Raw genomic sequence first — 23,785 nt, 5'->3', positions numbered from 1 at the left:
CCTATCTCCTTTTGTAAATCGCATGGCTAACGAGGGCTTGTTGCTCAGAAAAGAGCACCCACCAATGGGATAAAAGCTGTTTTGGTGCTGGCTGATAACAGACACTGACCAGCCAAAGGTCCACCTCGCTTAACTCAAACTCAGCTTGAGGGGGTTGGCACGCCCCTTCTGCCGCTGCAAACGTATTTTGCTCAGAGAGGAACTGAACATTCACCCCCAGCACAGAACCTGGCTTTGCCATCAATTGCTCGGCTTGTTGCAAGTAGGCAGGAATCCACACGCGCAGCTCGTTTCCATCTTGAATATCTTGCATAGAGACAGCTCGAACTAAGGTATGGCTGATCTCTTGCACTTTATCGTTACTGCGTATCAACATGGTGAGGTCCATAAAAGCCAGCACCATAAGCAGAAGAAGAGGAACAAACATCAGCGCTTCAATCGCCACACTGCCCGATTGCATTCTGCGCTGGGCATTCTTAATCAGTTTCAAATGCTTTCTCCGGTATTAAGGCAATGTGATTGCGGTAGCGATAGACCATCTCTTGATCCGTTAATAGGGGAATGGCTAACGGAGGCAGCTCGAGAGAAACCGTAATGACGATAACCCCATGCTGCAACTGCCCCTGTTGCACCGTTTCTCTCTGCGCGGCACCAAGCCACTGAGCGATTGAGGCAAACAGTTGGGGTTCGATATTGGCATGGCGAGCCAAATCCGAACTGTGCAGCTGGAGCTGTTGTGAAAAGTGCTCAATTAGCGCATTTGGGTCCGCGACCTGTTTCAGTTGAGTTGCGCGCCTCGCCTGCTGAATCGCATGGTCAAGCGCAGAAAAATGCCACTGCACCCGTCCCACTTCAAAAAACAGCACCACTAGGGCGAGCAAAACCGGCATGATCAGCGCGGCTTCGACACTGACACTGCCTATTTGACCTTTGTGACCTTTCATTGCAATCGGCTCAACTGCTGCTTAAGGAGCGCAATATCATGCTCCGCTTGTTGCGATGACATGCTGTGAGTGAGCAACTCAAAGGCTTGTTGTTCCTCATCTTGTGCCAACAACACTAAGGCATAATGCTGCGTGACAAAATCCGGTACACGATTCCCCTTAATCAAGGGCTGCAACTGCGATTGTGCAAGTTTGAACTTCCCTTTAAGCAGGTAGTGAAATGAGAGGTTAACGCGAAAGCTTTTGCTGTCAGGCTCCAGCTCAATTGCACGCAGAAAATGCTTCTCCGCTTGCTCGGTGAACTGTTGTTCGTCTTTGGTGATGGCCAATAAGTTGTGCAGGCCTGCATGTTGCTCATCAAAGCCTAAGCCTTGCTGCAAATAGTTACTGGCTTGAAGAAGTTCGCCTTGGTTGAGATAGTGGCGGCCCAATATGAATGCGGCTTCGGCGGCATTGTCTGATTTTTCTAGCAACAATTGCTGCAACTGAGCTTGCGCTGCATGTGGCCTGTCTTCCAGCAGGTCAATGCGAGCGAGCATCAAGCGTGCGTGGACTTCCTCGGGGTAAATCTCTAGCACTTGTTGGTATTTATTTTTAGCCGAATCGTAACGGGCGTATTCAAACGCCGTATCCGCTAGGCTGTTGAGCGATTCTGCACTCGGCTGTGAAGATGGCGCAGCGCACCCCACAAGCAAAAGGGCAAACATTGATACAAGGAGTTTGTAGGCAAATTTCATGGGGGATTCCTAAATGGGCAGCGCAGCACCGCTGCCCTAACTGATGGTTATGCCAAACTGGTTAATAGCTGGGAGAGAATCGGTGATATCACCATCACCAACATCGGTAACATGATCATGGTCATCTGGATTAAGGTGATCTTTCCAGGCAACTTGCCGGCTTTTTCCTCGATATCCAGTGCTCTTTGTCGACGAGCGTCTTCACTGATTTGTCTGAGTGTGTCCGCCAAAGGTGAACCATATTTTTCTGCCATTGTTAAGGTGGTCGCCAAGGTATGCAGCTCTGGAATGCCCGTTCGCCAACTTAAGTTGTTCAACGCTTGAGTCCGGTCATTAAGCAGATCAAGCTCAGCAGATGTGACGCGAAACTGTTCAGCCATTGCACTATGCTGACCTTGCAAGTATCGCGCAACACGCTCAAATGCCCGATTCAATGACAAGCCAGACTCTACACACAACACCAACAGATCAATCGCGTCGGGGGCGGACTGCTTGAGCTTTTTCCGGTAACGATCCGCATTGAGGTTCAACCACCACTCAGGGCCATTCGCGCCCAACACATAACCGACCAAGACCAAGGTCAGTGACCACATGCTGATGATCGCTTCGCCATTCAATGCCTGGCGCCCCAACAACATCGCCGCCACCATCACACCGGAACCAAACTTCGCCAACAAAAGCCATGTTAACGCTTGCGGCTTATGAAACCCCGCGTTGGCAAGCAAACGGCTTAAACGCGCTTTTTCATTGTGTGTTACCCAGTTGTGCATCAACGCATTATCCTGTTGAACAACCGCCTCTTTTCGTTTGATGTAACGCGTTAGACGTGCCTCACGACGCTTACGTTGGTGGGTGTTTTGCCATGCGACAACCGCCATAGCCAATAACATCAACGCACTGAGCATCACGATGATTTGTGCAAGCTCCATCTTTTACCCCTTGAATTTGGTCAGTTGACGAATCAGCAGCAAGCCGCTGGTAACACTGAGCACCACGTAGAGCAGAATCCATTGGCCAGTACCGTCACGCAGTAGGTAATCAAAATGTTCCTTAGCAGAACCATACAGCACGCCAATCAAGGCGGGCGGTAAGATCGCCAGCACCTTGGCGGACGTCCGAGATTCCGACGTGATGGTTCGCACGCGGCTTTCCATCAAACTGCGCTCACGCAGCGTTTGACCAAGTTGCTTGAGCATATGAGATAACTTCCCCCCAGTTTCACTTTGCAAACTCAGCAGAGTGGTCAGAAAGCGAAACTCTTGGCTTGGCATCTGCAGCGCGGCGAAGTGCATCACTCTTTCGACACTATGACCCAACTTAAGGCGATCATGCATCGCCATAAACAGACGTTTAGCACTGCCTTGATATTGCTCTGAGAGGGCAAAAAAGATGTCGTGCAAGGGCGCGCCCACTTTGACCGCCCGCTCCATACTGTCGATGATATCGGGCATTTGCGCGTTGAACTCGCTGATGGCAATCTGCTCAAAATGGCGAAGCGCCAACACCGTCACCAACACCGCCATGACGCTGACTAAAAGTAAGGCTGTCGATGCTGCCATGCCTTGTGAGAGCAAGGTAACAAATAGCCCAGTGGTCGCCACGACCAAGTACAAGCGGTACTTTTGTAACCGCGCCGCACCGATCAAGGTTTCGATACGACTGTAAAATGCCAGCCATTGCGGTCGCTTTTTCTCCATCACCGCCAACGGTTTAAGATAACGTTCACGCTGTTTCTCACGCTTCGCTTCAACGCGACGCGCTCGCATGATCAATGCGCCCATCGCGAGCCAAATGAACAAAAACAATAGCCAAAGCATGGTGCTCTCTTAACCCCCTACGGTTGAAAACAAGCTTAACCACGCTTTATCCAACGCGAAGTGACGAGCTCGTTCAATCACGCCTTGCGGCAAGATGCCTTGGTGGTAATCACCGCGCCCTTCTTCATCAAGGCGATAGTCAAACAGGGGATGGATGGCGATCTGCCCCTCTTCCAGCCCGCCAACAGCGGAAATCGCAGTGACACGGCGTTTACCATCGTGCGAGCGTTCAAGCTGCACGACCAAATCCAACGCTGAACTGATTTGCTGACGCAAAACCGCTGATGGGATCTGCTCTGCCCCCATCATCAACATGTTCTCCAAACGCAACATCGCGTCTGCTGGTGAGTTTGCGTGCAAGGTACATAAGGAACCATCATGGCCGGTATTCATCGCTTGCAACATGTCAAAGGCTTCAGCACCACGAACTTCGCCCAAAATGATGCGATCAGGTCGCATTCGCAGGGCATTTTTGACCAAATCTCGCACGGTTACAGCCCCAGTGCCTTCAGAGCTGGCGGTTCGCGTTTCAAGCTGAATCCAGTGAGGTTGAGTGAGTGACAACTCAGCCGCATCTTCTATCGTGATAATGCGTTCATCTTCACTAATGGGCGTGCTCATGGCGTTGAGCAAGGTGGTTTTACCCGCCCCCGTTCCGCCAGACACCAAGATGTTAAAACGACAACGTGCCGCTAACGCAAGGCATTCCGCCATCTCTTCGCTCATACTGCCAAAGGCAACCAAACCGGGAAGATCGTACTGACGTTCAGGAAATTTACGAATTGAGATACACACGCCATTTAGCGCAAGTGGTGGTGCGATGATGTTAACGCGGCTGCCATCTTCCAAACGTGCATCCACTAACGGGGTGGATTCATCTAAACGACGGCCAACGGCGTTTACGATTCGCTGCGCGACATTGAGCAAGTGCTTTTTGTCGCGAAAACGAATATCGGTTTTCAACAGCTTGCCATGACGCTCAATGTAGATTTGCTCTGGTCCATTGACAAGAATGTCGCTCACGGACGGATCTTCGACCAAACATTGAATCGGGCCCACACCCAACATGTCGTCACACAGCTGCTCCACCAGCACCGCCAACTCACTTTGGTTGTAAGGCAGCAACTGTTGCGCTGACATTTGGCCAACGGCTTTCTTAATCTCTTGCTGCAGTTGAGCTCGGCTGAGTTTTACGGCTTCTGAGGGCTCAATCAGCTTTTCAAAAGCCGCTTGCGCGGCTTCAGGCATGACGAGTGGGTTACCTCGGGAGGCATGCACCAGTTGAGTTTTGTGACCAAACATTAGGCGATCCCCGCTAGGCGTGTTTTTAGTTTGCCAATCGCTTTGGCCAACTTACCTCCGCGTTTTACCAAAGGTTCGCCGTTGTGCTCTGCCGCTTGCACCGCTTTGCTATCGAATGGCAGATCACTAAATTGTGTGATTGACCACGCTTCAAACAACTGTTTTTCGCTCCAAGGCTTATGCGCTTTGGCGCGGCTCTGATTCCCAACCAGATGCACATGGTGCAGATACCCTTCGAGTTTCGACAAAATACCATCGGCTCGGCGACCCGCTTGCAGTGAGAAATCGTGTACCAGTAAGAAGTTGTCCGCCGACAGCATGAGATCCTCTACACTTTCAATAAGATAATGAGGCACATCCAAAATCACATAAGCAAATTGCTGTTTTAACTTATTGACGACATTGATTCGCTGTTGCACAGATAACTCCTCCTGCTCCTCTGTATAAAACAGGCTCAACTGGTGGCCCACATTTTGACCAAATTGCTGAATCAGCACCGAATCAACGCGTTCCACTTCATTCACTAAGCGATGAAGGGTTGGCTGATATTCCACCCCCAGCAAAATCGGGTGCTGAGTAAAGTTGAGGTTAAAGTCGACTAACGCGACAGAACGATGCTTAGCCAACTCAACGGCTAAATTAGCCGCAACAGTCGACGTTCCGACACCACCGCTGGTACCACTCACCAAATAGACTTGCCCTTGCTGAAAACCTTTCTGTGCATGCACCCCTAAAAGGTGCAACAAACTCTTGTGCAGCGCTGTGGGATCCAGTGGTAATGCAAGGTAATCCGCGATGCCCATCTGCATCAGATGACGATATTCCGACAAGGAAATTTCCTCGCCGAAGAGAATCACTTGGCAGCCCGGAGGCGTCACTTTGGCCAGTTCAGTCAAGCGTTGCAACTCATCACGTTGCACCTGCAAAAGTAAAATGTCGCCACATTGGCGCTGCGCCAAATACTTAATCGCTGCGCTCAGGCTTTGCGTGTGAATTTGGCAATCAAGTTGTGCGATGCGATCCACCACCGACTCAATCACGCTCAGTTGCTCGCCTTTTTGGGCAAACACCATCATCGATTGACGCTTAGTTTCCACTTTCACCTCCTGAACCATCGGTGATCTTCGCTGGGTCTTCGGCAATTCTGACGTTACCTTGGCGCAAACGCTCCACGGCCCCCACTTCCAAGCTGCTTTCGGTAATCAAAAGCGGTGCCCCTTGACGATAATGCTGCTGATTGGCCATTGACATTTGTAGGCGACGTTTGTGGCGACACTGCGCCTCGCTCAACGCCAGATTCGGCTCAAAACGGCAAGTTTTTGGGATGAGAGCGACGTCAATCTTCACCCCAATGTCGGTTTGATCCACTTGCTGCCAGCGAACATCCACAGGCAAAGAGAGTGACTCACTCAGTTGCTGCTGCCACTGGGCGAGGCTGTTGTGCGACACCTGCTGAGTGCGAATCAATACCGAGACATCACCTTGCTCAACCCTTTGCTGTGTTGGCTGTAAAAGCTGCTGCAAAGCGGGCAAAACGGCGTCGTGTGAGCTCAACGTCAGTTCACGTTGTTCGGATAGATTCGGCGTTGAGGTACACCCTACGTTGAACAGCATCGCGGCTGAAAGCATCCATAGATGCGGTCGTTTGTTAATCATGTTGTCGTGAAATCCTGTTAGTAGCGATAGCCGTAATCACCAATCAACTTTGGTGTGTTTGCCTCTCCCTCTAACTCACCAAAGAGCAAGCGTTCAAAACGCGTTGGTGAGCGGAAGCTATCCAGAGGTGTCGGTATGGACTCGAGATCACCCGTCGGCTGAACCAGACTCGCCGTGGCAATGATCACCAGTTCACGTTCAATCTGTTTACTCTTGTTGGTTCGAAACAGCGCGCCAACCCCTGGCAACTCACCCAAAAATGGAATGGCATCAACGGAGTTTTCTTCTGATGTTCTTAGCAACCCAGCCAACGCAAAACTTTGCCCATCAGCCAACTCGATGGTGGTGGTCGCGGTTCGCTTATCCAGCCCCGGCACATCAACCCCATTAATTTTGATAGAGTTTTGACGGCTAAGCGCACTGACAACCGGTGTCACGGTAAGCGAAATGCGATTTTCCGATAGCACGGTTGGGGTCACCGAAAGACCCACACCAAAGCTCTTGAACTCAACACCAACCGAATCACCATCGATGCTTGGGAAAGGAAACTCTCCCCCCACCAAAAACTCGGCTTTTTCACCCGATTTTGCCGTGAGATTCGGTTCAGCCAGCACATTGACGAGGCTCTTTGATGCCAGCGCATCGATGATGCCCATAAACGCTGATTCTTTAATGAGATTATCGGGGTCTGTTAAATCCAGTCCTGCGGCAAATTCGTTACCGGGTGACACGCCCAGCATCCAATTCGGATTGACCGATTGCCAGCGGATCCCCAGTTCTTCACTGGTACTCTTGGCCATCTCCACCATACGGATTGAAATGTTCACTTGAGGTGCGGCAGTGATTTTTAATTGATTGATCACCAAAGGCAGCACCGACTGCCCACCCGGCCCTTCTGGCTGGTTGGCGGATTTACGGCTCACTTCCGCTGTGATTTCTTTCAGACGGTCTTTGTCTGCAATCTGCCCGAGCGCAAAATTGTTCACCAAACTCAAAATATCCGCCGCCATTTCTGGGCTTGCTACCGTGCCGGCCACGGCGATCGAATCGCCCACCGATTGAAGGCTAATACGGAAGGCGGGATATAAGATCTCAAGGTGACGTTCCAATTGGCTCAAACCACTGTTTTTCACATTCAGACGATAGTGCGCAATAGCATCCCCTTCTTTGCCAACAATCACTAGGTCGGTTTTGCCCACTTGCGCGCCAAATACCAACGCACTGCGTGCAGACGGCGTTTTGACATCGGCAATGGTTGAATCGACGATGTAGACGCTGCGCATCTCTTTCGACAGAGGGATGAGTCGGCTTTGCCCCACTTCTAAGGTGATCTCTTTGGCCGCCTGTGCGAAAGGCACCACCAGCGTGAAAGCGGCAACCAGCCACCATTGTTTAGCCACGTGCATCATGATTACTGCCCCTCCTTCACGTTACCGCGGATCACCGTCACCGACTGGGTGGGTTGTTGCTCAAGGTCATACGCGCCCGAAATATCTTTGGCCCACTTGAGCGGTTTGTTGGCCACTTCGGTTTGATCGTGATTGCCGCGTAACACCAGGGATAACTCCCCGAGCTTGCTGGCCAACACCAATTTTTCTGCGTCTTGAAGTGATACTTCGAAGGTCACTGAGGTTGGATCATAACTTTTGGCACTTTTCTCTGGCTTTTGATGGGTAGAATATTGATTACCAATCGCGAGCAAATGAATGTTTTGCAATACCGTTTCGACAGCCATGTTGTTGTATATCGGCGTGCCGTTGGCGTCTTGGTCGATTTCCGATTGGCTTGTCAGCAGCACATCCACTTTGTTTCCCGGACGAAGTAAGCCGAGGCCCGCCGCCATTGGGTCAAGCTCAATCGAAATCGCTCTCATACCTGGTTTCACCAGTGCAGACAGAAAATCCGATTGCTCTGGGCGCAACAACATGGCGGGAGATAACACCGTATTGGCGGGAATAAACTGCACTGCCACACTGCCGGCGATCTGTTCTAGCTCAAACACGGGCTGAAGAAACACCTCACCCAAGGTTTCTCGTTCTTGCAGCGAGACTTCTTTCCACTCCAAGCTCTCTCGCTCGATAAATGATCCCATCGCCAACGCTCGGCTGGAGACCAGCACTTGCGCTTTTCGCTCAACAGGCGACAGATGTTTTGATGATTGGTGGAGCTGGGAGGTATCTAACCAGACAAACCCCGCCAGTAATAAGGCAACAGACAAAGCTGCAAAGACAGCCATGTACCAACGACTCATGATGAAAAATCCAATTTATAAAATAAGGTAAGCGGTTGAAGCAGATATCGAAACACCAAGTGGAACCGTCCCTTGATGCCCGTTTGATGTGGCAAAATAAGCGCGAGCCAACTGCCAAACCGCCAATATTCCTGCCCCAAACGCACTGAGTAAAACAAGCTCAAACCAGTGGGGGAACACAATCCAAGCACAGACTGCCGCTAACTTCACATCCCCCGCGCCGAGCAAGCCGTATTGCCAAAGCAGCATCCCCACGACACAGACAATGAGGGCATACAAAGTGGCATCAAGCCAAAACGGTGAGCCCTGCATAAAACGATAGCCAGTCGCCACCAAAAACAAGAGCGCTATGTTGGCGTTGTATATCTTTCGCTGTAACGCATCGCTAAGCACGACCACCATCAGCAATACCAATAAGGCACTGATCGCGACAATCTCTGGATTCACGTTTACTCGCCTGCAGGGTTCAGGCTGTTAACGATGCCAAGAAACTTCTCTTTCAGCGCAGAAATAAACACCCCATCTGAGCCGAAAATAGCCAGCACACCAGCCGCAAGACCGGCAGCAAGGATTCCATATTCAATCGCGGTTGCGCCGTTTTCATCGTTAATGAATTGTTTCAGCATCATTACTCCTTTTTGAAACAACATGTAAATGTTTATGAGAATTAATATCATTTGCAAATGATAACATTTATATTATTATGCGCAACAAATAAAGCGATGAATATTTTACAAAATGACATTTTGCCAGTGTTTTTGATCGAATTTTTACCATTAATTAGATCATTGATCTGATTAATAGAGCATTCACTCAAATCACGGCGTCATTCCCCTTCTCATCTATCGAGCAAATTTTTCAATAAGGAGTGAAAATGCGCTTATTTGCCAAGAGTTTGGTTGCCTCAACCATTGCGGGTCTGTTGACTGCATGTGGTGGTGGCGACGGTGGCGGTTCAGCAACCAGCCCAGCAACGTCCACGAAAGTCACCTTGACGGGTTTTGTTACCCCCTCCCAAGCGACACCACTGAATAGTCATGAAACCACCACAACGGAAGTGAGGCTGCTGGCGGGCGAAGAGATTGTGGCGCGCTCAACCGCGAAAAGACACGCAGGTGAGCATCAGCCTCGCTATCTGCTCGAGGTGGATCCTGCCAAACTGAGCGATGCGCTTCCCCTCACCATTGAAGCCGTCCGCGTTGTTTATCCGCTTGAATCTGCAAATGAGGATCGCACTTCAAATACCGCGACCACCAACACAGAGAAAACCGCAATACGCGAAGTGCTGCTGTATCGAAATGCGATTGGCGCTAAGAAACCGTTATTGGCCGCAGACAAAAACGGCGACTCTTTCATCACACATGATGAATGGCTGCCACTGACATTCTCGCAAACCAATTCGTTGTTTGTTGCTCTCGACCCCAGCGGTGAGCGAAGTGCACTTGAGCTAATGAACGAACATGGTCGTGAGAAAATCATGGCGATCGCCGCCTTGTTGCACACCATTTCCGATCCATTTGATAGCGAAAAACAGGTTGCACTCTCTTCTCTAGAGATGGAAAAAGCGTCTCTGATTGATGCCTTGCTCAAGCATGAAACGATTGCTGCACCTTTGACTGAGGACGCTCGTTGGATCGACGCGGTGAGTTCAGTCTATGAGCAGATGGCTCAAAACCAAGCGATTGTTTTGGCTGATGGCTGGCAAAAACGTATCGAAGATAAATGGATCGAGATGCACGCCGTTGAACAGAGCAATGTGCTGCGTGAAGTGCTTGATAATTCTTATCCAAGCAGAACACTGGTCTTGAAAGGCGAAACCGTTTCGGGCATGAAAAACCCGCAAATCTCGTTGCAAATTGGCTCCTACCCTAACGATCCTTTGGCAAGCAGTCACTATGACAATCCGCTCAAACCCAAGCGTCCATTGCTGCTGCCTATCACGCCCGCTGACGCCGTGAAATCCTACACTGCCATTGAGGGGGCGAATCGTCAGTTTGAGCTGCGCCTTACTCTACGTGACACCGCCAACGGCTTTGATGCTTGTCAGCCAACAGGCAATGAAGTCTACGTTTATTACGACAAGAATGAAGATCTCACCAAGCCAAGCGCCCATCCTACCGACAATATGCAAGATCTGTTGACGGTGATCGCCTACGATCCTGCCAGCGGGGTGGAAATGCGCTCCTACTTAGGCGCGTTTTGTGAACTGGCAAGTGCCGATATCGATAAGAACCAAGATGGCATCGTCACTGCTGATGAGTTCCCTCGTTTAAAAATCTCATTTGAAAACAACGCGCATGCACTATTAGCCGAGCGCAGTGGATTGATGCATCACGGTGGCGGTCAATACGCGAAGCCTGTGAAACAAACGGCGATCGATACACTGTTTGCCAAACACACACCAGAAATGTTGCAGCTGATGAGTTCCATTGTTGCGATGCAGATGGCATCGGTGCACAACAACAAGCTACCCGCCATCGACAACGCTTCTGATTTTTTCCGTACCGCAGCACAACTGCTTGATTTGGACTATAACGCCCAATACCGCATGTATAGCACAAGCAACCTATTGCCTGAGCCGTTTCAAGTTATCCAACTGCTGAAAAATATTTCAGACGTTGCGCATCATATGGAAGATACCGACACCACCATCAACAACTTGTTGAAATGGAGCGCTCAAGCGTTTAGCAATTTGAGCCAGTTCCCAGCAGACACTAAGATGGCATCAGAGCTCAACACAGCCATGGATAGCAACACCAGTTGGCTACCCACTGAACCCATCAACGGCTTGGAATCTATTTGCAGCACCGAATTTGCGCAAGACCAAATCCGTGGTATCGCCGTTCGTGGGCGCGGTGACGACTGGTTGACCTTGGAGTGGCAACCACAAGGCAACAGCGGTTACACGCTGCACTGGGATACCAAACCATTCACGAACTTAAGCGAGGCTGCCAATCAAACGACAGCGGAAAAAAACATAACAACGTTAACTGGGCTCACTAAGTTCACTCGTTATTACTTCCAAATTGCTCATAAAGGGACACCAAGCGCTCAGTTCAACGTTCGCATCGGTGACGCAGGGCTGACCAACTCACATCATTTTGATTCAGACTTTGGCTGCGACCCGATGAGTGGTTACGCACGAAACTCCAATGCCGATGGTTACCAATCCCTTTCCTTCCTCAAAATCGATGCGCAAGGCGAGCGCTTGGCTCGACAAGATCTCCCTTATATTGCGACACCACATAGCTGCACCGTGGAAAGTAAAACTGGCCGAACTTGGGCTGTGCCAAACAGTGAGATGGAGGAAGGCGATCGCATTCGTCACTGGTATGGCATCGACAATCGATACCTGCATGGCGATAACTTGGCGGTGAGTGACGACCAATACAACGGCTTCTGTGTCGCGCTTAACGGTGACGTTTATAGCCAGGATAAAGCGCATCAATGTACGGTGAATCAGCTCGTTCAGCGAGCCAACGAATCCAAACTCTGTGGCATCAGCGAATGGAGGCTGCCGACCTACGAGGAAACACTCAATATTCTCACTTTGAAAGGCAAACCTCAGTTGAACTTTGATGATGATTACTTCCCTAGCATAGATGGCAATTTGTTGTGGATGAGCGAGCACAATCCAGCACTGACTGGCTACGCCAATCTACTTCGCACGACCAGCATCGATGTGAGAACACAAATCTCGCAGATCAACACCCCTCATCAAGTGATGTTGGTGAGTGATGGATTAAAAGTGGATCAGGAATAAGGAAGCAGACATGAAAACAACTTTTCTCATTTCATTAGCAGCGGCGCTTTCCGTTCCTGTCTCTGCACAATGCCTTCCAGAAGAAGGACGTTTTGAAAAAACGATGATTGACTTTCAAGGTACGAGCTACTGGGTGATCAACGACAACAAAACTGAGCTTCAGTGGATGATGTGCCCGATGGGTCAGCAAGGTGAACAGTGCATCGGTGATGCGATTCAAGAAAAACGTTTGGATCTTGATGGGCTTATTGAGACCTTCAATCAAGCTGAAGGGGACAGCACGCTAACGTGGCGACTACCTTATGCCCAAGAGCTTATTACCATCTCCGACCAGAGCTGTCGCTATGGCACTTATACCGATTACTTCCACTTAACGGAAACAACCGAGCATTTAGAGCAGATTTATCAAGCTGTCGCCCCTTTCAAAGAGAAAATGGACATTCTGTATCAGCGCCATCAAGATAACTTAGCGCTATTGCAAAAACGCCGAGAAGCCGATTCAGAGGTTGATGCAAAAATGGCAGAATGGCTGCAAAAACGCAGGCAGCTCCTGAACCACGACGAATGGACACTTGAGGCACATCACTACGTCTCTCAAAAACTGGAACCTTGGTTAAGAGAGAATGTACCTGAATGGGTAAACGCGCGCACAAGTTACTATAAATTCTGGAATTCTCCTCACTTCGGAGATAAGGAGCTAGGGTTAGAAAGCCTCAATAATTTCTACAGTAATCATTACTCGAAAATGGATCAGGCTTATGCCACTCAAAATGGTGCGACCATCTCTTTTAGAAACGTACCGAAGTTAGAAATTGCTAGTGATAGCATCTTAAGCGTGAACTACGACTATTCACTACGCACGATTCAAAGCCAACAAAATTGGTCGATATACTACGTGCGATTGGTCAGAGCGATACCACACGAGAATCGCTAATATAAAAGCAGGGGCATTCGTGCCCCTGCTTTCTTATTTTTGACATCCATGGCTCAATGGCCGGAGTTAAAAATCAAACTGCAAGTAGACCGTGTTGTAGTTACTGCCGCCTTTGATTCGACCAAACTGCGAGGCTTTCTCAAAGATCGCGGAGCGGTGATGCAAAGAGTAGCCAAACCAGACGTTCTTCCAATCATTCTTACCCACCAAATCCCCCACATTCACATCAAATGAAAAGTCGAGATAGTTGAGTAAATGGCTTGGGGTATAACCCTTACGCTCCATTTCACTCTTCTCGATATAGGTGATGTTGTCGATATAAGACATCCCTTCTGCCACACCAAAGCGCCATTGCGTCGGCCAATTAAAGGTGTAATACGCTTTGATAGAGACCACAGTCTCTGTACTTGAGCTTTGCACCTCTGAGCTCCAGTGGTGCGCGATGCCCGAATGCAAGTAGAGGTCTAGCGGCAGTCCGAACAACTCATCTGTCAACGGATGGCCATAGAACACTGACGTTAGCTGGTTATTGTAAGGATCTTTTTCGCGTTCAAATTTGAATATCTCACCAATGTTCGACGGCGTTCCCCAGCCGTGCGCCACACGCAGATACGGCTTGTTTTTCAGGTTAGACTTTCGTTCTTTGGTTTTATCGTTAAAGAAACCAAAGCCAACGTAGAACTCACCCTCATAACGATCTTCCACCGCATCGCTGTTGTAAGCATTGTTATCTAAACGCGTAATACTGGTTTGGCCGAGCAAGTAAAGATTAGAAATAACGTGGTAACGGCCTTTTAACGCGATATTGGTGTCCACACCGGCGCCAATGTTCTGTTTGGAGACATCTGAAAACGCATAGTAAGTACTGTTGAAATCAGCGTCTTTGTAGCGCAGCGTGACTGAAGGCTCTAGCTCCCAGTCACCAAAGTCATATTTGGCAGCCAAGCGGTAGTTGGAGTGAAAACGGAAACTGTCGTCAGACATCAACTCCACTTCAAAACGCCACTGGTCGTCTATTTGATATTTCAATTGTCCACCGAAATCCGCTTTGTCACCTTCGATAGAGTTTTGTGCAATCTTGGGAATATCGATAAAACGTAGACGCGTCAGCGCATTAAATTGCAATTGTTGCTCTTCTGACTGCCACAAGTACGCCCCCCCTTCGATGCCGCGAATGAACACATATTCATTGTCAAAAAACATCATCGGTACAAAGGTACTAACGGTTTGATCGCCTCCTTGCGTATCAAAAGGAATCGACGCTGTGCGGTACATTGCGGCGATGCCCCAGTTTTCCTCTTCTGCAGCCAAAGCGCTTTGTGTCCCACCTAAGCCAACAATTAGACTTAAAGCCAGCCATTTCTTTTTCATTTTTGTTTAAATTCCAGTTAATTACGCTGATTAATTCATCAAACAGAAGAAAAGCTCTTATGTTCATTATCAATTAGCCGTTACAATTAGTAGATATTGTCATTGATTTGAATTTAATGTGAAAGCCTCAGAACTGAAAACTTTTCTCCTTAGCCTGCCAGACGGTTACGATCCCGATGTTGTGATGGGAGAAGAATGGCTGCCAGAAAGGTTGGTAAATACACGCCTTGACGATAATTTGTTGTTTCTTGAATTCGATAATGCTCCAGAGGAAAACCAAGGCGATGAAGAGGGTCGTGGCTTTGTTGAACATGAAATTGCCATGATAAGACAGCGCTTTGAACACATTCTCGATGAAGCCAGTGACACAAAAACCAAAGCCGACGCTATGTTGGCTCTCTTCCTGATAGGCCATGAGCTCTCAAGCTCTGAAGTGATCGAAATTCTTGAAGAAAACGACGACAGTGATGGATATTAATCTTCCTCACACCTTGTAAAATGGCGTAAATGACTTCATGTTGTAGTTAACCTCGTTTGCCGGTGAACACTATGTTTAATGTATTAACTTCATTATTTAAGGAGCTTATTGAGGGTTCTGACCTCAGTAAGCACAAAGCGACCAACCCCAATTTGGCCATTGCGAGCCTACTTTGTGAAGTCGCCGGTGCCGATTACCAAATCGATGAGCGTGAGCAAGCCGTTAAAAGGCAATTACTCAAACGCCTACTCAATCTAGACGATACTCAAGTAGAAGCCTTACTTACGCAAGCACAAAGCGGTGTCGCTGAATCGGCCTCTTTGTATGATTTCACCTCTCAGCTTAGAGAGTTGTCTCAAGAAGTCCGCTTTGATTTGATTAAAGGCATGTGGGAAGTTGCCCACGCTGATGGCGAGATCGACCCACTGGAAGACGCCGTCATTCGTAAAACCGCTGAACTGCTTTATGTCGACCACAGCGACTTTATACGCGCCAAACTGCAAGTACTCGATAAGTAGTTTTTTAATAACGTCACAACAAACTCAACGAAAAACGAAAAAACGCGCCGAGGCGCGTTTTTTATTACAGATACGATGTATTTGGCCATCCACCCGTTAGAACATGGTTAATGCCAGTTTAGCGAGATTATAAGCATCCACATACCCAGAATGTTGACGCCCTTCCCACTCTATGCCTTTGGCTTCTTGCGCAGCTCGATGACCAATACGCTTATCTTTCAAGCGATTTTGAATTCGGTACAACGTCGCAATATTAATGAACTCATTGAATGGCGCATCTATGCCTTTTTCTTGGCATTCTTGCATAAGGATTCGGTCATCACGCCCCCAAGAGGCATAGATTTTATTGCTGCCACCAAAGTTCTTGATCATCGACTTAATCACTTCAGCCAGCGGCCTACCCTGCTTTTCAATCTTACGTGGCGTAATCCCTGTCAACTCAGCGCAAAATAGCGACACTTCATCGTGTTCGGGCTTAACGTAATACTGAGCGCGCTTGACGATTTCACCTTTGAGCAAATCAATCTCTGCTAAACCGATTTCAATGATTTCCCCTGTGCGACCTACGCCATCTTCGTTCCAGCAGCACATTTCTAAATCAAAGCAAACAATTCGGTTGTGGTTCATAAATCGCCTTTTCGTTTCCCAGCCAATAAAGCGCGGAAGTTTACCTCAATAAAAACAGAAACTCGACTCAAGCCATACCGTTTGTCTAATTAGCCTGCAATTGTCACGCAATTTCGCCCTTTGTTTTTGCTTCGGTAAAGCTGAATATCCATCCTTTGTATCAACTCTTCCACGTCCTCATCTTTATGTATCGCGGCCCCTATACTAAGCGTGCAGTGAATTGGGGTTTCTTGATAATAGCAGGCCGTTATTTCGATCCCCTCTCGAATCGACTCAAGGTAACACGACAGCTCTTTTGGTTGAGTCACCGAAGAGAGAATACCAAATTCATCACCACCAAAACGGTAAAAACGGTCGCCCTCTTGCAGCAAGGCACTGATCATCCTTGCCACTTCAACCAAGACTTCGTCCCCACCTAAATGGCCATATTGGTCATTGATCTGCTTGAAATGGTCAACATCAAAGCCGATCAAACTAAATGGTACTTGTTTATCAATCATCTCGGTTAAATCGTGGCGAAACGCGCGGCGATTCAACAATTGAGTTAATGAATCATGATCCACCATAAACTGCAGCTCTTTGGTTTTTTCGTTGAGCATATAGTTAAGGCGTTGCTTCTCGCGAGTTTGCAAGTTCACCACGTGTGCCACTAAAGACGCCATGATGAGGCCGATAACCACGATCCCCATTAACACAGCACGATCCCACTTGGATAGGCTTCTTTCCAGCTTAAACTCCACTTGCCAGTCACGATTTGGCAACGACACCACTTTACTCACCACGGTGCCTTTAATGTTTGACCAGTGAGGGCTCTGGTAAAGGATAGGGTCATCTTCAGCATCAAAGCCTAAATCTGTCACTCTTACCACTAGGCTAAGTTCCGTCGCGGTTTTCGTCACCAGTTCTTCAAAGTAGACCGTACTACGAATCACCCCCACCACAACACCAAGTAAGGTTTCGCGGCGCTGGTCGAATACAGGGTGATAAACCAACAGTCCCGTTTTATCTAATGAGCGATCGTAACCATCTTGCAGTAAACGGACTTTATCGGAAACATTCGCCCGCCCAGTGCTAAAAATATCGTCCAGAATCAACTCGAAACGAACTCGAGCCGAATAAAAGCCAAGCAGTTCAATATTCTTTTCACTTCGTGGGTAAATGTCACTGGCAATGTAGATAGGTCGCCCGTCAGAAAAGACGTACCCTTCGGTCTTGGGGCCATCTTTAGGAACGGTGAAAACGATGAAATTCGGAAAGGTTTCTCTAACATGGGCAATATGCTGCTCAAGCTGCTCGGGGTAGACTTTTTGCATCCACTGCAAACCGATCAAACTCTTTGAAGATGCCACAGTGTGGCGAGCGAAGACTTCAAAGCGCTCCCAGTCTTCCGGCGCAACGGAGTAAAAGAAATTAGCGCCCGAGCCTATATAATCCAAGTCGTTTTGCACAAACTCTCGCAATGATTCAGCTTGACGCTGTGCAAGGTTGTTAAACATGGTCGTGGTATAACGCTGCTGAATTTTGGCGGCAACAAAGAGGAAAACTGCCGTCACAACTAACGTCGCAACAAACGCGATAAGCGAGGCAGAATGCCTACGCAACCATTTGGGAGAAAAGACAGAAACAGGTTGACCCACAAACAAATCCATTTAATTCAATATCACCGAATCGATCGCCAATAAACACGATAACCGTATAAACATCAAGCTTATTAATCGTACACCAGTCGGTTATGTTGTTTTTTTCAGCAATCAAGCCCTAAATTTTGCCTCAATCTCGCATTTATTGCAGCCTAGCAGCTTGAATATGCTAATATTCGTCACCATTTTTACGTCTAATACTAGGTGCAAATCGCAAATTCGCCCGTCTATGTCGTCTATCGCGAGCCAATCAATGCACCTTTAAATCAATCGAATAGAGAAAAATTAGCATGAACATTGATTTAAACCTTATTCCTCAAACGTTCGATATGCTTCACGCAGGTCTAGCGGCGTCGAGCGTTTTATTACTACTAGTGGCTGTTTCTCGTAAATCCAAAGTGATCGAGAAAGTGGTTGAGAAGCCTGTAGAAAAAATCGTTGAAGTCGAAAAACCGGTCGAAAAAATCGTCGAAGTAGAGAAAATCGTTGAAGTTGAAAAAGTGATTGAAAAAGTGATTGAAAAAGTGGTGGAAGTACAATCTAAGCTTGCCACCGCATCCACTGATTCTGCGATGCAACTGCTTTCCATCATGCAGCAAGAAGCTCGCTTGATTGACTTCCTACAAGAAGATCTCACCGCATTCTCTGATGAAGAAGTGGGCGCTGCAGCGCGTGTTATTCATAGCGGTGGCCAAAAAGTACTGAAAGAGTACGTGACGCTCGAAGCGATCCGCAACGAAGACGAAGAGAGCCGCATTGTGGTTGAAGAAGGTTTTAACCCTCAAGCGATCCGTTTAGTCGGAAACGTAACGGGTAATGCGCCATTTAACGGCACCTTAATCCACAAAGGTTGGAAGGCTTCTGCGATGTCGCTACCTAAACTGGCGGAAAACTACGACGCTTCGATCATCGCACCCGCTGAGGTTGAGCTGTAATGGAAACGATGATGACACCCGCAACTGAGCAAGTAGCAAAATTCAGCGTTGGTATCGACTTAGGTACCACGCACTGTGTTATGTCATTCATGGATACCCAGGATGAGCAAGCTCGCGTACAAGTGATGGCTATTCCACAATTGACGGCGCCTGGCACCGTTGAGTCTCGCAACCAGCTTGGTTCTTTTCTTTACCAGCCGCATGAGCATGAGATGAACCCTGCATCACGCGTGTTGCCATGGACGACAGAACCGACTGCCCTTGTCGGTGCGATCGCCCGTAATCTGGGCGGCAAAACGCCTTTGCGTTTGGTGGCCAGTGCGAAATCTTGGCTTTGCCATGGTGGCGTGAATCGCCGTGATGCGTTTTTGCCTGCAGGCAGCCCAGAAGAGATTGAAAAAGTCTCACCATTGCGCGCCACCGAGCTTTATTTAGAGCATCTAAAGCAGGCGTGGGATCACGCACAACCAAATCACCCGCTATCAGAGCAAGACGTGACCATTACGGTACCAGCGTCGTTTGATCCTGCGGCGCGCGATCTGACTGCAGAAGCAGCGCGCAATGTGGGTTTTGTCCATCTTACCTTGTTGGAAGAGCCTCAAGCGGCACTTTATAACTGGATCGACAACAGCAATGACAAATGGCGCGATGAAGTCACCGTTGGTGATATCGTGCTGGTGGTGGACATCGGCGGTGGTACCACTGACCTTTCTTTGGTGGAAGTGACCGAAGAAGAAGGTAATCTGACCCTCAAACGTATCGCTGTCGGAGAACACATTCTGCTGGGCGGTGACAACATGGATCTTGCCCTCGCCTACAGCTTGAAGATGAAACTGGCTCAGGAAGGCAAAGAACTGCAACCTTGGCAAGTACAAGCCATGACGCACGCTTGTCGTGACGCGAAAGAAGCGCTGCTCAATGATGCCGAACTGCAATCGGTACCGATTGTCGTGCCAAGCCGCGGTTCTAAGTTGCTCGGCGCAACACTGAAAACCGAGCTGACGCAGCAAGAAGTGCAGCAAATGCTCGTCGATGGCTTCTTCCCTAAAGTCGCTATCACCGAACACCCAGTACAACGTAACCGCGGTGCACTAACCCAGATGGGCCTACCTTATGCACAAGACGCAGGCATCACTCGCCACATTGCGGCTTTCTTGTCGAAGCAAGCCAATGCCAACGGTGAAGCGGTACCTGCACAAGATTACAACCCGTTTGTTGGCGGAATGCCGGGCATGGCTCAACAAGCCACTGTCGATTTCATCAAACCGACCGCGATTTTGTTCAATGGTGGTGTGCTGAAATCATCGCTATTAGCAGAACGTTTGGAAGAGACCATCAACGAATGGTTGCTTGACGCTGATGCAGAGATGGCAAAACGACTCACCGGCGTCGATTTGGATCTCGCGGTGGCGAGCGGCGCGGCTTACTATGGCGCCGTGCGTCGTGGTCAAGGTGTACGTATCCGCGGTGGTATTGCTTCAAGCTATTATGTCGGTATCGAGAGCGCGATGCCTGCCATTCCAGGTATGGCTCCTCCAATGGAAGCACTGTGTGTGGCTCCGTTTGGCATGGAAGAAGGCACCAGTGTCGACGTACCAAGCCAGCAGTTTGGTTTGATCATCGGCCAACCAGTGAACTTCCAATTCTTTGGCTCAACGGTTCGTCGCGACGATCTTGCAGGAACACATTTGGACCATTGGGGCCAAGATGAGCTTGAAGAGTTACCAGAAATTCAAGTAACGTTACCGGTTTCCGAAGGTCGCCGTGAAGGCGAAGTGGTGCCGGTGACATTAGCCTCACGCGTGACTGAACTTGGCACGCTGTATTTAGAAGCGATTGCGGCGGACAATGGTCAAAAATGGCACGTGGAATTTGACGTGCGTGACGATGCCTCTCTGGCAGAATAATCGAACAAAACAAGCGGCATCCGAAGGGTGCCGTTTTTAAATCAATCAAGGGTTTGTCATGGCATCTCCTCGCTATCTTGTCGGCATTGACTTAGGCACCACGAACACGGTGGTCGCGTTTTGCGAACTGACCGAGAACTTACAACAATCCAACGTCTCCCTTTTCGATATTGACCAGCTTATCGGCCCCGGTGAAGTGGTTCGTAAACCGCTGCTTCCCTCTTTTCGCTACCACCCTGCCAACGGGCAAATCGCGCCTGCCGATCTCACCTTACCGTGGGAAAACCAAAATGTGGCTGGCGACATTGCTAATGTGATCATTGGTGAATGGGCACGCGAACTGGGCGCGAAGGTGGAAGGGCGTCAGGTTTCAAGCGCTAAGAGCTGGCTTTCTCATCAAGCGGTTGATCGCCATTCAGAAATACTGCCTTGGGCCGGGGTCAGCGATGTTGAGAAAGTCTCCCCTGTTATTGCCAGTGCCAGTTACCTTAATCACATTCGCCAGGCATGGAATCATCGCCACCCGGGCAATCTGCTTGAAGACCAAGAGGTGGTGGTCACCGTACCGGCATCATTTGATGAAACCGCACGTAAGCTGACCCTCGAAGCCGCTCAACTGGCAGGCTTAAGCCAAGTGCTTCTGCTCGAAGAGCCTCAAGCGGTTTGCTACGACTGGTATGCTCGCCACCAGCACAGTGCCGCAGAGTTATTAAAAGAAATCCCGCTGATTTTAGTGTGCGATGTCGGCGGCGGCACCACCGACTTAAGCTTGATTGAAGCAAAATTTAACCAAGATGCACTCGCCTTGGATCGCATCGGGGTTGGTGAACACCTCATGCTCGGCGGCGATAACCTAGATTTGGCCCTCGCGCATTTAGCAGAGCAGCGCTTTAATCAAAGCAAAAAACTCAATGCTGCCAGCCTCACCAAACTGATTCAACAAACACGCAAAGCCAAAGAGCAACTCCTCTCGAGTAAGGCACCGGAAGAAGTGAAGATCACCATGCTGGGCAGCGGTTCCAAACTGCTTGGCGGCACCAAGAGCATCGCTTTGAACAAACAGGAAGTTCATCAAATCGCCCTCGACGGCTTCTTCCCGCTTTCTGATTTTACTCAAACGCCGGATAAACGCCGCAGCGCCGTGGTCGAATTTGGTTTGCCTTATGTTGCCGATCCTGCAGTGAGCAAACACGTGGCCGAGTTTTTATCTCAACACCAACAAGTCTCTCATGCTGCGTTAGGAGAGTCAAAGGGTGAGCAACCTGCCATTCCGGTAGGTCTGTTGTTGAACGGCGGCGTGTTTAACAGTGACCTCGTCACGGCGCGGATGACCGAGTTGCTCGGTCGCTGGCGTGGTGCACCGGTTACCGTCCTTGATAACCCGCATCCCGATTGGTCGGTGGCATTAGGGGCCGTCGCATTTGCCAAAGCCCGCCGCGGTGCGCAACTAAAAATCGGCGGCGGTTCTGCTCGGTCTTATTTTTTGCATCTGCAAGAAAAAAACAAAATGGGCAAAGCACTCTGTTTGCTTGCAAAAGGCACCGAAGAAGGACAAGAAATTCGTCTCACTGGACGACGCTTCTCGCTCACCCTTGGTGAACCTGTACGCTTTAACCTGCTGACTTCAACGCACGATGCCTTATCGCACCATGTGGCGATTCAAAACGGCGTCATGGCGGACATCGACCCTGATATCTTCACCCCACTTCCCCCGTATATCGTTACATTGCAGGGGGAAGGCGCAGAATTAGAAGCAAACCAGAAAGAGCGTGTGGAAGTTCAACTCGCCTGTCAATTGACCGAAGTCGGCACCCTGAAGATGGAGTGTGTCAGTGTCGAAGAAGAGGACAAACGTTGGGCACTGGAGTTTGAAGTTCGCAACAAAAAAGCGGAAGAACAAGAACACGCCACACTTCACCCACGATTGAATGAGTGCAAAGAACTCATTACTCGCCTCTATAGTGGCAACAAGAAAAGTGGCGAAGGCAATGAGATCAAAGTGTTAGCCAAAGAGCTTGAACGCAAACTTGGCAAGCGAGATGAATGGGACTTCACCACCCTACGCCACTTGTTTGATGCCTTTGCACAAGGCCGAAAACGTCGTCGCCGCTCTGAACAACACGAAAAGAACTGGCTGCGCTTAGCGGGCTTTTCTCTTCGCCCGGGTTTTGGTGATGCAACCGATTCTTGGCGTATCGAGCAGGTGTGGGGTCTCTACCAACAAGGAATCCAGTTCCAAAATCATCAAGGTTGGACCGATTGGTGGGTATTCTGGCGCCGTATTGCTGGTGGTTTGAACCAAGAGCAACAAGAAACGCTGCTTGCCGACATTGCCAAGTACTTGCACCCTGGCGCGATGAAAAACCCACAAACAGCAAAAGCCGCTCAAGATATGGGCTACGAAGCCATGGTTCGACTGGCCGCGTCTCTAGAGCATCTTGAAGTGGAAGACAAAGTTTTGCTAACCAGTTGGTTTTTGAGCAAAGCACTGAATCAAAACCAATTTGAACAAGCACACTGGTGGGCAATTGGCCGCTTAGCCTCTCGTACACCGCTCTACGCAAGCCAACATCGTGTCATTCCACGTGAGCAAGCGGAACAATGGTTACCGAAACTATTGGATCAAAACTGGCAAAAAGAACCGATGATCGCCTTCGCTGCGGTGATGATTTGTCGTAAAACAGGTGATCGTCTCTTTGATATCTCTGAAGATTTCCGCCAACAAGTGCTCACCAAACTGAAACAGAGCCGAGTGCCGGACGCGTGGATAAGCTTGGTCGAAGAGGTCAAAGAGCTTTCTGAAAGCGAGTCTAAACGCGTGTTTGGCGATGCACTCCCTAGCGGGTTGCGTCTAGTGACTCAGTAAACCAGCATTATTGAACCGCCCAATCAGCCAGCATCATGC

General features: G+C 49.2%; 22 protein-coding genes. 7 read left to right on the top strand and 15 right to left on the bottom strand.

All coding sequences use genetic code 11. The features are described 5' to 3' along the window. Position 1 precedes the first annotated feature (1 nt). Genes AOT11_RS13140 through AOT11_RS13085 form a run of 12 tightly spaced genes read right to left on the bottom strand, consistent with a single transcriptional unit; the run spans position 2 to position 9,333 of the window. Positions 2-490 (bottom strand): TadE/TadG family type IV pilus assembly protein, encoded by a 489-nt coding sequence (locus AOT11_RS13140; RefSeq protein WP_026050551.1) that lies wholly within the window; start codon positions 488-490, stop codon positions 2-4. Next, positions 477-944 carry a TadE family protein gene (locus AOT11_RS13135; RefSeq protein ID WP_017421101.1) on the bottom strand — a complete coding sequence of 156 codons (468 nt, stop codon included), beginning with the start codon at positions 942-944 and terminating at the stop codon, positions 477-479. The genes AOT11_RS13140 and AOT11_RS13135 overlap by 14 nt, the downstream gene beginning before the upstream one ends. Beyond that, the gene (locus AOT11_RS13130; RefSeq protein ID WP_017421102.1) at positions 941-1,681 is read right to left on the bottom strand and encodes a tetratricopeptide repeat protein; all 741 of its coding nucleotides are present in this window, start codon (positions 1,679-1,681) and stop codon (positions 941-943) included. The genes AOT11_RS13135 and AOT11_RS13130 overlap by 4 nt, the downstream gene beginning before the upstream one ends. Positions 1,682-1,728: 47 nt before the next feature. Further along, a complete protein-coding gene (locus tag AOT11_RS13125) occupies positions 1,729-2,610 on the bottom strand; it encodes a type II secretion system F family protein (protein WP_017421103.1) in 882 nt (293 codons plus the stop codon). A 3-nt stretch (positions 2,611-2,613) separates the two neighbouring features. Next, positions 2,614-3,498: a type II secretion system F family protein gene (locus tag AOT11_RS13120; protein WP_017421104.1), complete on the bottom strand. Its 885-nt coding sequence runs from the start codon at positions 3,496-3,498 to the stop codon at positions 2,614-2,616. A 9-nt stretch (positions 3,499-3,507) separates the two neighbouring features. Beyond that, entirely contained in the window at positions 3,508-4,800 is a 1,293-nt protein-coding gene (locus AOT11_RS13115; RefSeq protein WP_017421105.1) for a CpaF family protein, read from the bottom strand. After that, positions 4,800-5,897, bottom strand: a complete 1,098-nt coding sequence (locus tag AOT11_RS13110; protein WP_017421106.1) for a CpaE/TadZ family protein — start codon at positions 5,895-5,897, stop codon at positions 4,800-4,802. Before AOT11_RS13110 ends, AOT11_RS13115 begins: the two co-directional genes overlap by 1 nt. Next, positions 5,887-6,456, bottom strand: a complete 570-nt coding sequence (locus AOT11_RS13105) for a hypothetical protein (RefSeq protein ID WP_017421107.1) — start codon at positions 6,454-6,456, stop codon at positions 5,887-5,889. The genes AOT11_RS13110 and AOT11_RS13105 overlap by 11 nt, the downstream gene beginning before the upstream one ends. 17 nt (positions 6,457-6,473) lie before the next feature. Further along, positions 6,474-7,865, bottom strand: coding sequence for a type II and III secretion system protein family protein (locus AOT11_RS13100; RefSeq protein ID WP_017421108.1), 1,392 nt, complete (start codon positions 7,863-7,865; stop codon positions 6,474-6,476). 2 nt (positions 7,866-7,867) lie between these two features. Next, complete coding sequence (gene cpaB / locus AOT11_RS13095; protein WP_017421109.1) at positions 7,868-8,707, bottom strand: Flp pilus assembly protein CpaB; 840 nt, start codon at positions 8,705-8,707, stop codon at positions 7,868-7,870. A gap of 15 nt (positions 8,708-8,722) precedes the next feature. Continuing rightward, a complete protein-coding gene (locus tag AOT11_RS13090; protein ID WP_017421110.1) occupies positions 8,723-9,154 on the bottom strand; it encodes a prepilin peptidase in 432 nt (143 codons plus the stop codon). A 2-nt stretch (positions 9,155-9,156) separates the two neighbouring features. Further along, the gene (locus AOT11_RS13085) at positions 9,157-9,333 is read right to left on the bottom strand and encodes a Flp family type IVb pilin (RefSeq protein ID WP_017421111.1); all 177 of its coding nucleotides are present in this window, start codon (positions 9,331-9,333) and stop codon (positions 9,157-9,159) included. Positions 9,334-9,581: 248 nt separating this feature from the next. Here AOT11_RS13085 and AOT11_RS13080 point away from each other — a divergent pair, with 248 nt between their 5' ends. Then, positions 9,582-12,470, top strand: coding sequence for a DUF1566 domain-containing protein (locus AOT11_RS13080; protein WP_017421112.1), 2,889 nt, complete (start codon positions 9,582-9,584; stop codon positions 12,468-12,470). A gap of 10 nt (positions 12,471-12,480) precedes the next feature. Continuing rightward, the gene (locus tag AOT11_RS13075) at positions 12,481-13,404 is read left to right on the top strand and encodes an Lcl C-terminal domain-containing protein (protein ID WP_017421113.1); all 924 of its coding nucleotides are present in this window, start codon (positions 12,481-12,483) and stop codon (positions 13,402-13,404) included. Positions 13,405-13,470: 66 nt separating this feature from the next. Here the strand turns inward: AOT11_RS13075 and AOT11_RS13070 are convergent, their stop codons facing one another. Then, positions 13,471-14,775: a MipA/OmpV family protein gene (locus AOT11_RS13070; protein ID WP_017421114.1), complete on the bottom strand. Its 1,305-nt coding sequence runs from the start codon at positions 14,773-14,775 to the stop codon at positions 13,471-13,473. A gap of 118 nt (positions 14,776-14,893) precedes the next feature. Here AOT11_RS13070 and AOT11_RS13065 point away from each other — a divergent pair, with 118 nt between their 5' ends. Both AOT11_RS13065 and AOT11_RS13060 read left to right on the top strand, forming a co-directional pair. After that, a complete protein-coding gene (locus tag AOT11_RS13065) occupies positions 14,894-15,253 on the top strand; it encodes a VC1380 family protein (RefSeq protein WP_017421115.1) in 360 nt (119 codons plus the stop codon). 71 nt (positions 15,254-15,324) lie between these two features. Next, on the top strand, positions 15,325-15,771 hold the full coding sequence (locus AOT11_RS13060) for a tellurite resistance TerB family protein (protein ID WP_026050548.1): 447 nt from the start codon (positions 15,325-15,327) through the stop codon (positions 15,769-15,771). 96 nt (positions 15,772-15,867) lie between these two features. Here the strand turns inward: AOT11_RS13060 and AOT11_RS13055 are convergent, their stop codons facing one another. After that, positions 15,868-16,398, bottom strand: a complete 531-nt coding sequence (locus tag AOT11_RS13055) for a 3'-5' exonuclease (RefSeq protein WP_017421117.1) — start codon at positions 16,396-16,398, stop codon at positions 15,868-15,870. 89 nt (positions 16,399-16,487) lie between these two features. After that, positions 16,488-18,047 carry a diguanylate cyclase domain-containing protein gene (locus AOT11_RS13050; protein ID WP_017421118.1) on the bottom strand — a complete coding sequence of 520 codons (1,560 nt, stop codon included), beginning with the start codon at positions 18,045-18,047 and terminating at the stop codon, positions 16,488-16,490. Positions 18,048-18,328: 281 nt separating this feature from the next. Between AOT11_RS13050 and AOT11_RS13045 the strand changes: the two genes are divergently transcribed. From AOT11_RS13045 to AOT11_RS13035, 3 genes are read left to right on the top strand one after another with little or no spacing between them, the layout of a single operon-like run. After that, a complete protein-coding gene (locus tag AOT11_RS13045; RefSeq protein ID WP_017421119.1) occupies positions 18,329-18,973 on the top strand; it encodes a DUF2760 domain-containing protein in 645 nt (214 codons plus the stop codon). After that, entirely contained in the window at positions 18,973-20,880 is a 1,908-nt protein-coding gene (locus AOT11_RS13040; RefSeq protein WP_017421120.1) for an Hsp70 family protein, read from the top strand. Before AOT11_RS13045 ends, AOT11_RS13040 begins: the two co-directional genes overlap by 1 nt. A 58-nt stretch (positions 20,881-20,938) precedes the next feature. Further along, on the top strand, positions 20,939-23,746 hold the full coding sequence (locus AOT11_RS13035) for an Hsp70 family protein (RefSeq protein WP_017421121.1): 2,808 nt from the start codon (positions 20,939-20,941) through the stop codon (positions 23,744-23,746). The last annotated feature ends 39 nt before the right edge of the window (positions 23,747-23,785 follow it).

The sequence above is a fragment of the Vibrio vulnificus NBRC 15645 = ATCC 27562 genome, assembly GCF_002224265.1.
Taxonomy (GTDB): Bacteria; Pseudomonadota; Gammaproteobacteria; order Enterobacterales; family Vibrionaceae; genus Vibrio; species Vibrio vulnificus.
This window is presented reverse-complemented; position numbering and strand designations above follow the sequence as displayed.

Bases quoted from the DNA above. Each gene is read 5' to 3' on its own strand.
- AOT11_RS13060 (WP_026050548.1), top strand. From the start codon at position 15,325: ATGTTTAATGTATTAACTTCATTATTTAAGGAGCTTATTGAGGGTTCT.
- AOT11_RS13130 (WP_017421102.1), bottom strand. From the start codon at position 1,681: ATGAAATTTGCCTACAAACTCCTTGTATCAATGTTTGCCCTTTTGCTT.
- AOT11_RS13100 (WP_017421108.1), bottom strand. From the start codon at position 7,865: ATGATGCACGTGGCTAAACAATGGTGGCTGGTTGCCGCTTTCACGCTG.
- AOT11_RS13040 (WP_017421120.1), top strand. From the start codon at position 18,973: ATGGAAACGATGATGACACCCGCAACTGAGCAAGTAGCAAAATTCAGC.
- AOT11_RS13050 (WP_017421118.1), bottom strand. From the start codon at position 18,047: ATGGATTTGTTTGTGGGTCAACCTGTTTCTGTCTTTTCTCCCAAATGG.
- AOT11_RS13045 (WP_017421119.1), top strand. From the start codon at position 18,329: ATGAACATTGATTTAAACCTTATTCCTCAAACGTTCGATATGCTTCAC.
- AOT11_RS13080 (WP_017421112.1), top strand. From the start codon at position 9,582: ATGCGCTTATTTGCCAAGAGTTTGGTTGCCTCAACCATTGCGGGTCTG.
- AOT11_RS13055 (WP_017421117.1), bottom strand. From the start codon at position 16,398: ATGAACCACAACCGAATTGTTTGCTTTGATTTAGAAATGTGCTGCTGG.
- AOT11_RS13105 (WP_017421107.1), bottom strand. From the start codon at position 6,456: ATGATTAACAAACGACCGCATCTATGGATGCTTTCAGCCGCGATGCTG.
- AOT11_RS13075 (WP_017421113.1), top strand. From the start codon at position 12,481: ATGAAAACAACTTTTCTCATTTCATTAGCAGCGGCGCTTTCCGTTCCT.
- AOT11_RS13070 (WP_017421114.1), bottom strand. From the start codon at position 14,775: ATGAAAAAGAAATGGCTGGCTTTAAGTCTAATTGTTGGCTTAGGTGGG.
- AOT11_RS13120 (WP_017421104.1), bottom strand. From the start codon at position 3,498: ATGCTTTGGCTATTGTTTTTGTTCATTTGGCTCGCGATGGGCGCATTG.
- AOT11_RS13085 (WP_017421111.1), bottom strand. From the start codon at position 9,333: ATGCTGAAACAATTCATTAACGATGAAAACGGCGCAACCGCGATTGAA.
- AOT11_RS13115 (WP_017421105.1), bottom strand. From the start codon at position 4,800: ATGTTTGGTCACAAAACTCAACTGGTGCATGCCTCCCGAGGTAACCCA.
- AOT11_RS13135 (WP_017421101.1), bottom strand. From the start codon at position 944: ATGAAAGGTCACAAAGGTCAAATAGGCAGTGTCAGTGTCGAAGCCGCG.
- cpaB (WP_017421109.1), bottom strand. From the start codon at position 8,707: ATGAGTCGTTGGTACATGGCTGTCTTTGCAGCTTTGTCTGTTGCCTTA.
- AOT11_RS13125 (WP_017421103.1), bottom strand. From the start codon at position 2,610: ATGGAGCTTGCACAAATCATCGTGATGCTCAGTGCGTTGATGTTATTG.
- AOT11_RS13035 (WP_017421121.1), top strand. From the start codon at position 20,939: ATGGCATCTCCTCGCTATCTTGTCGGCATTGACTTAGGCACCACGAAC.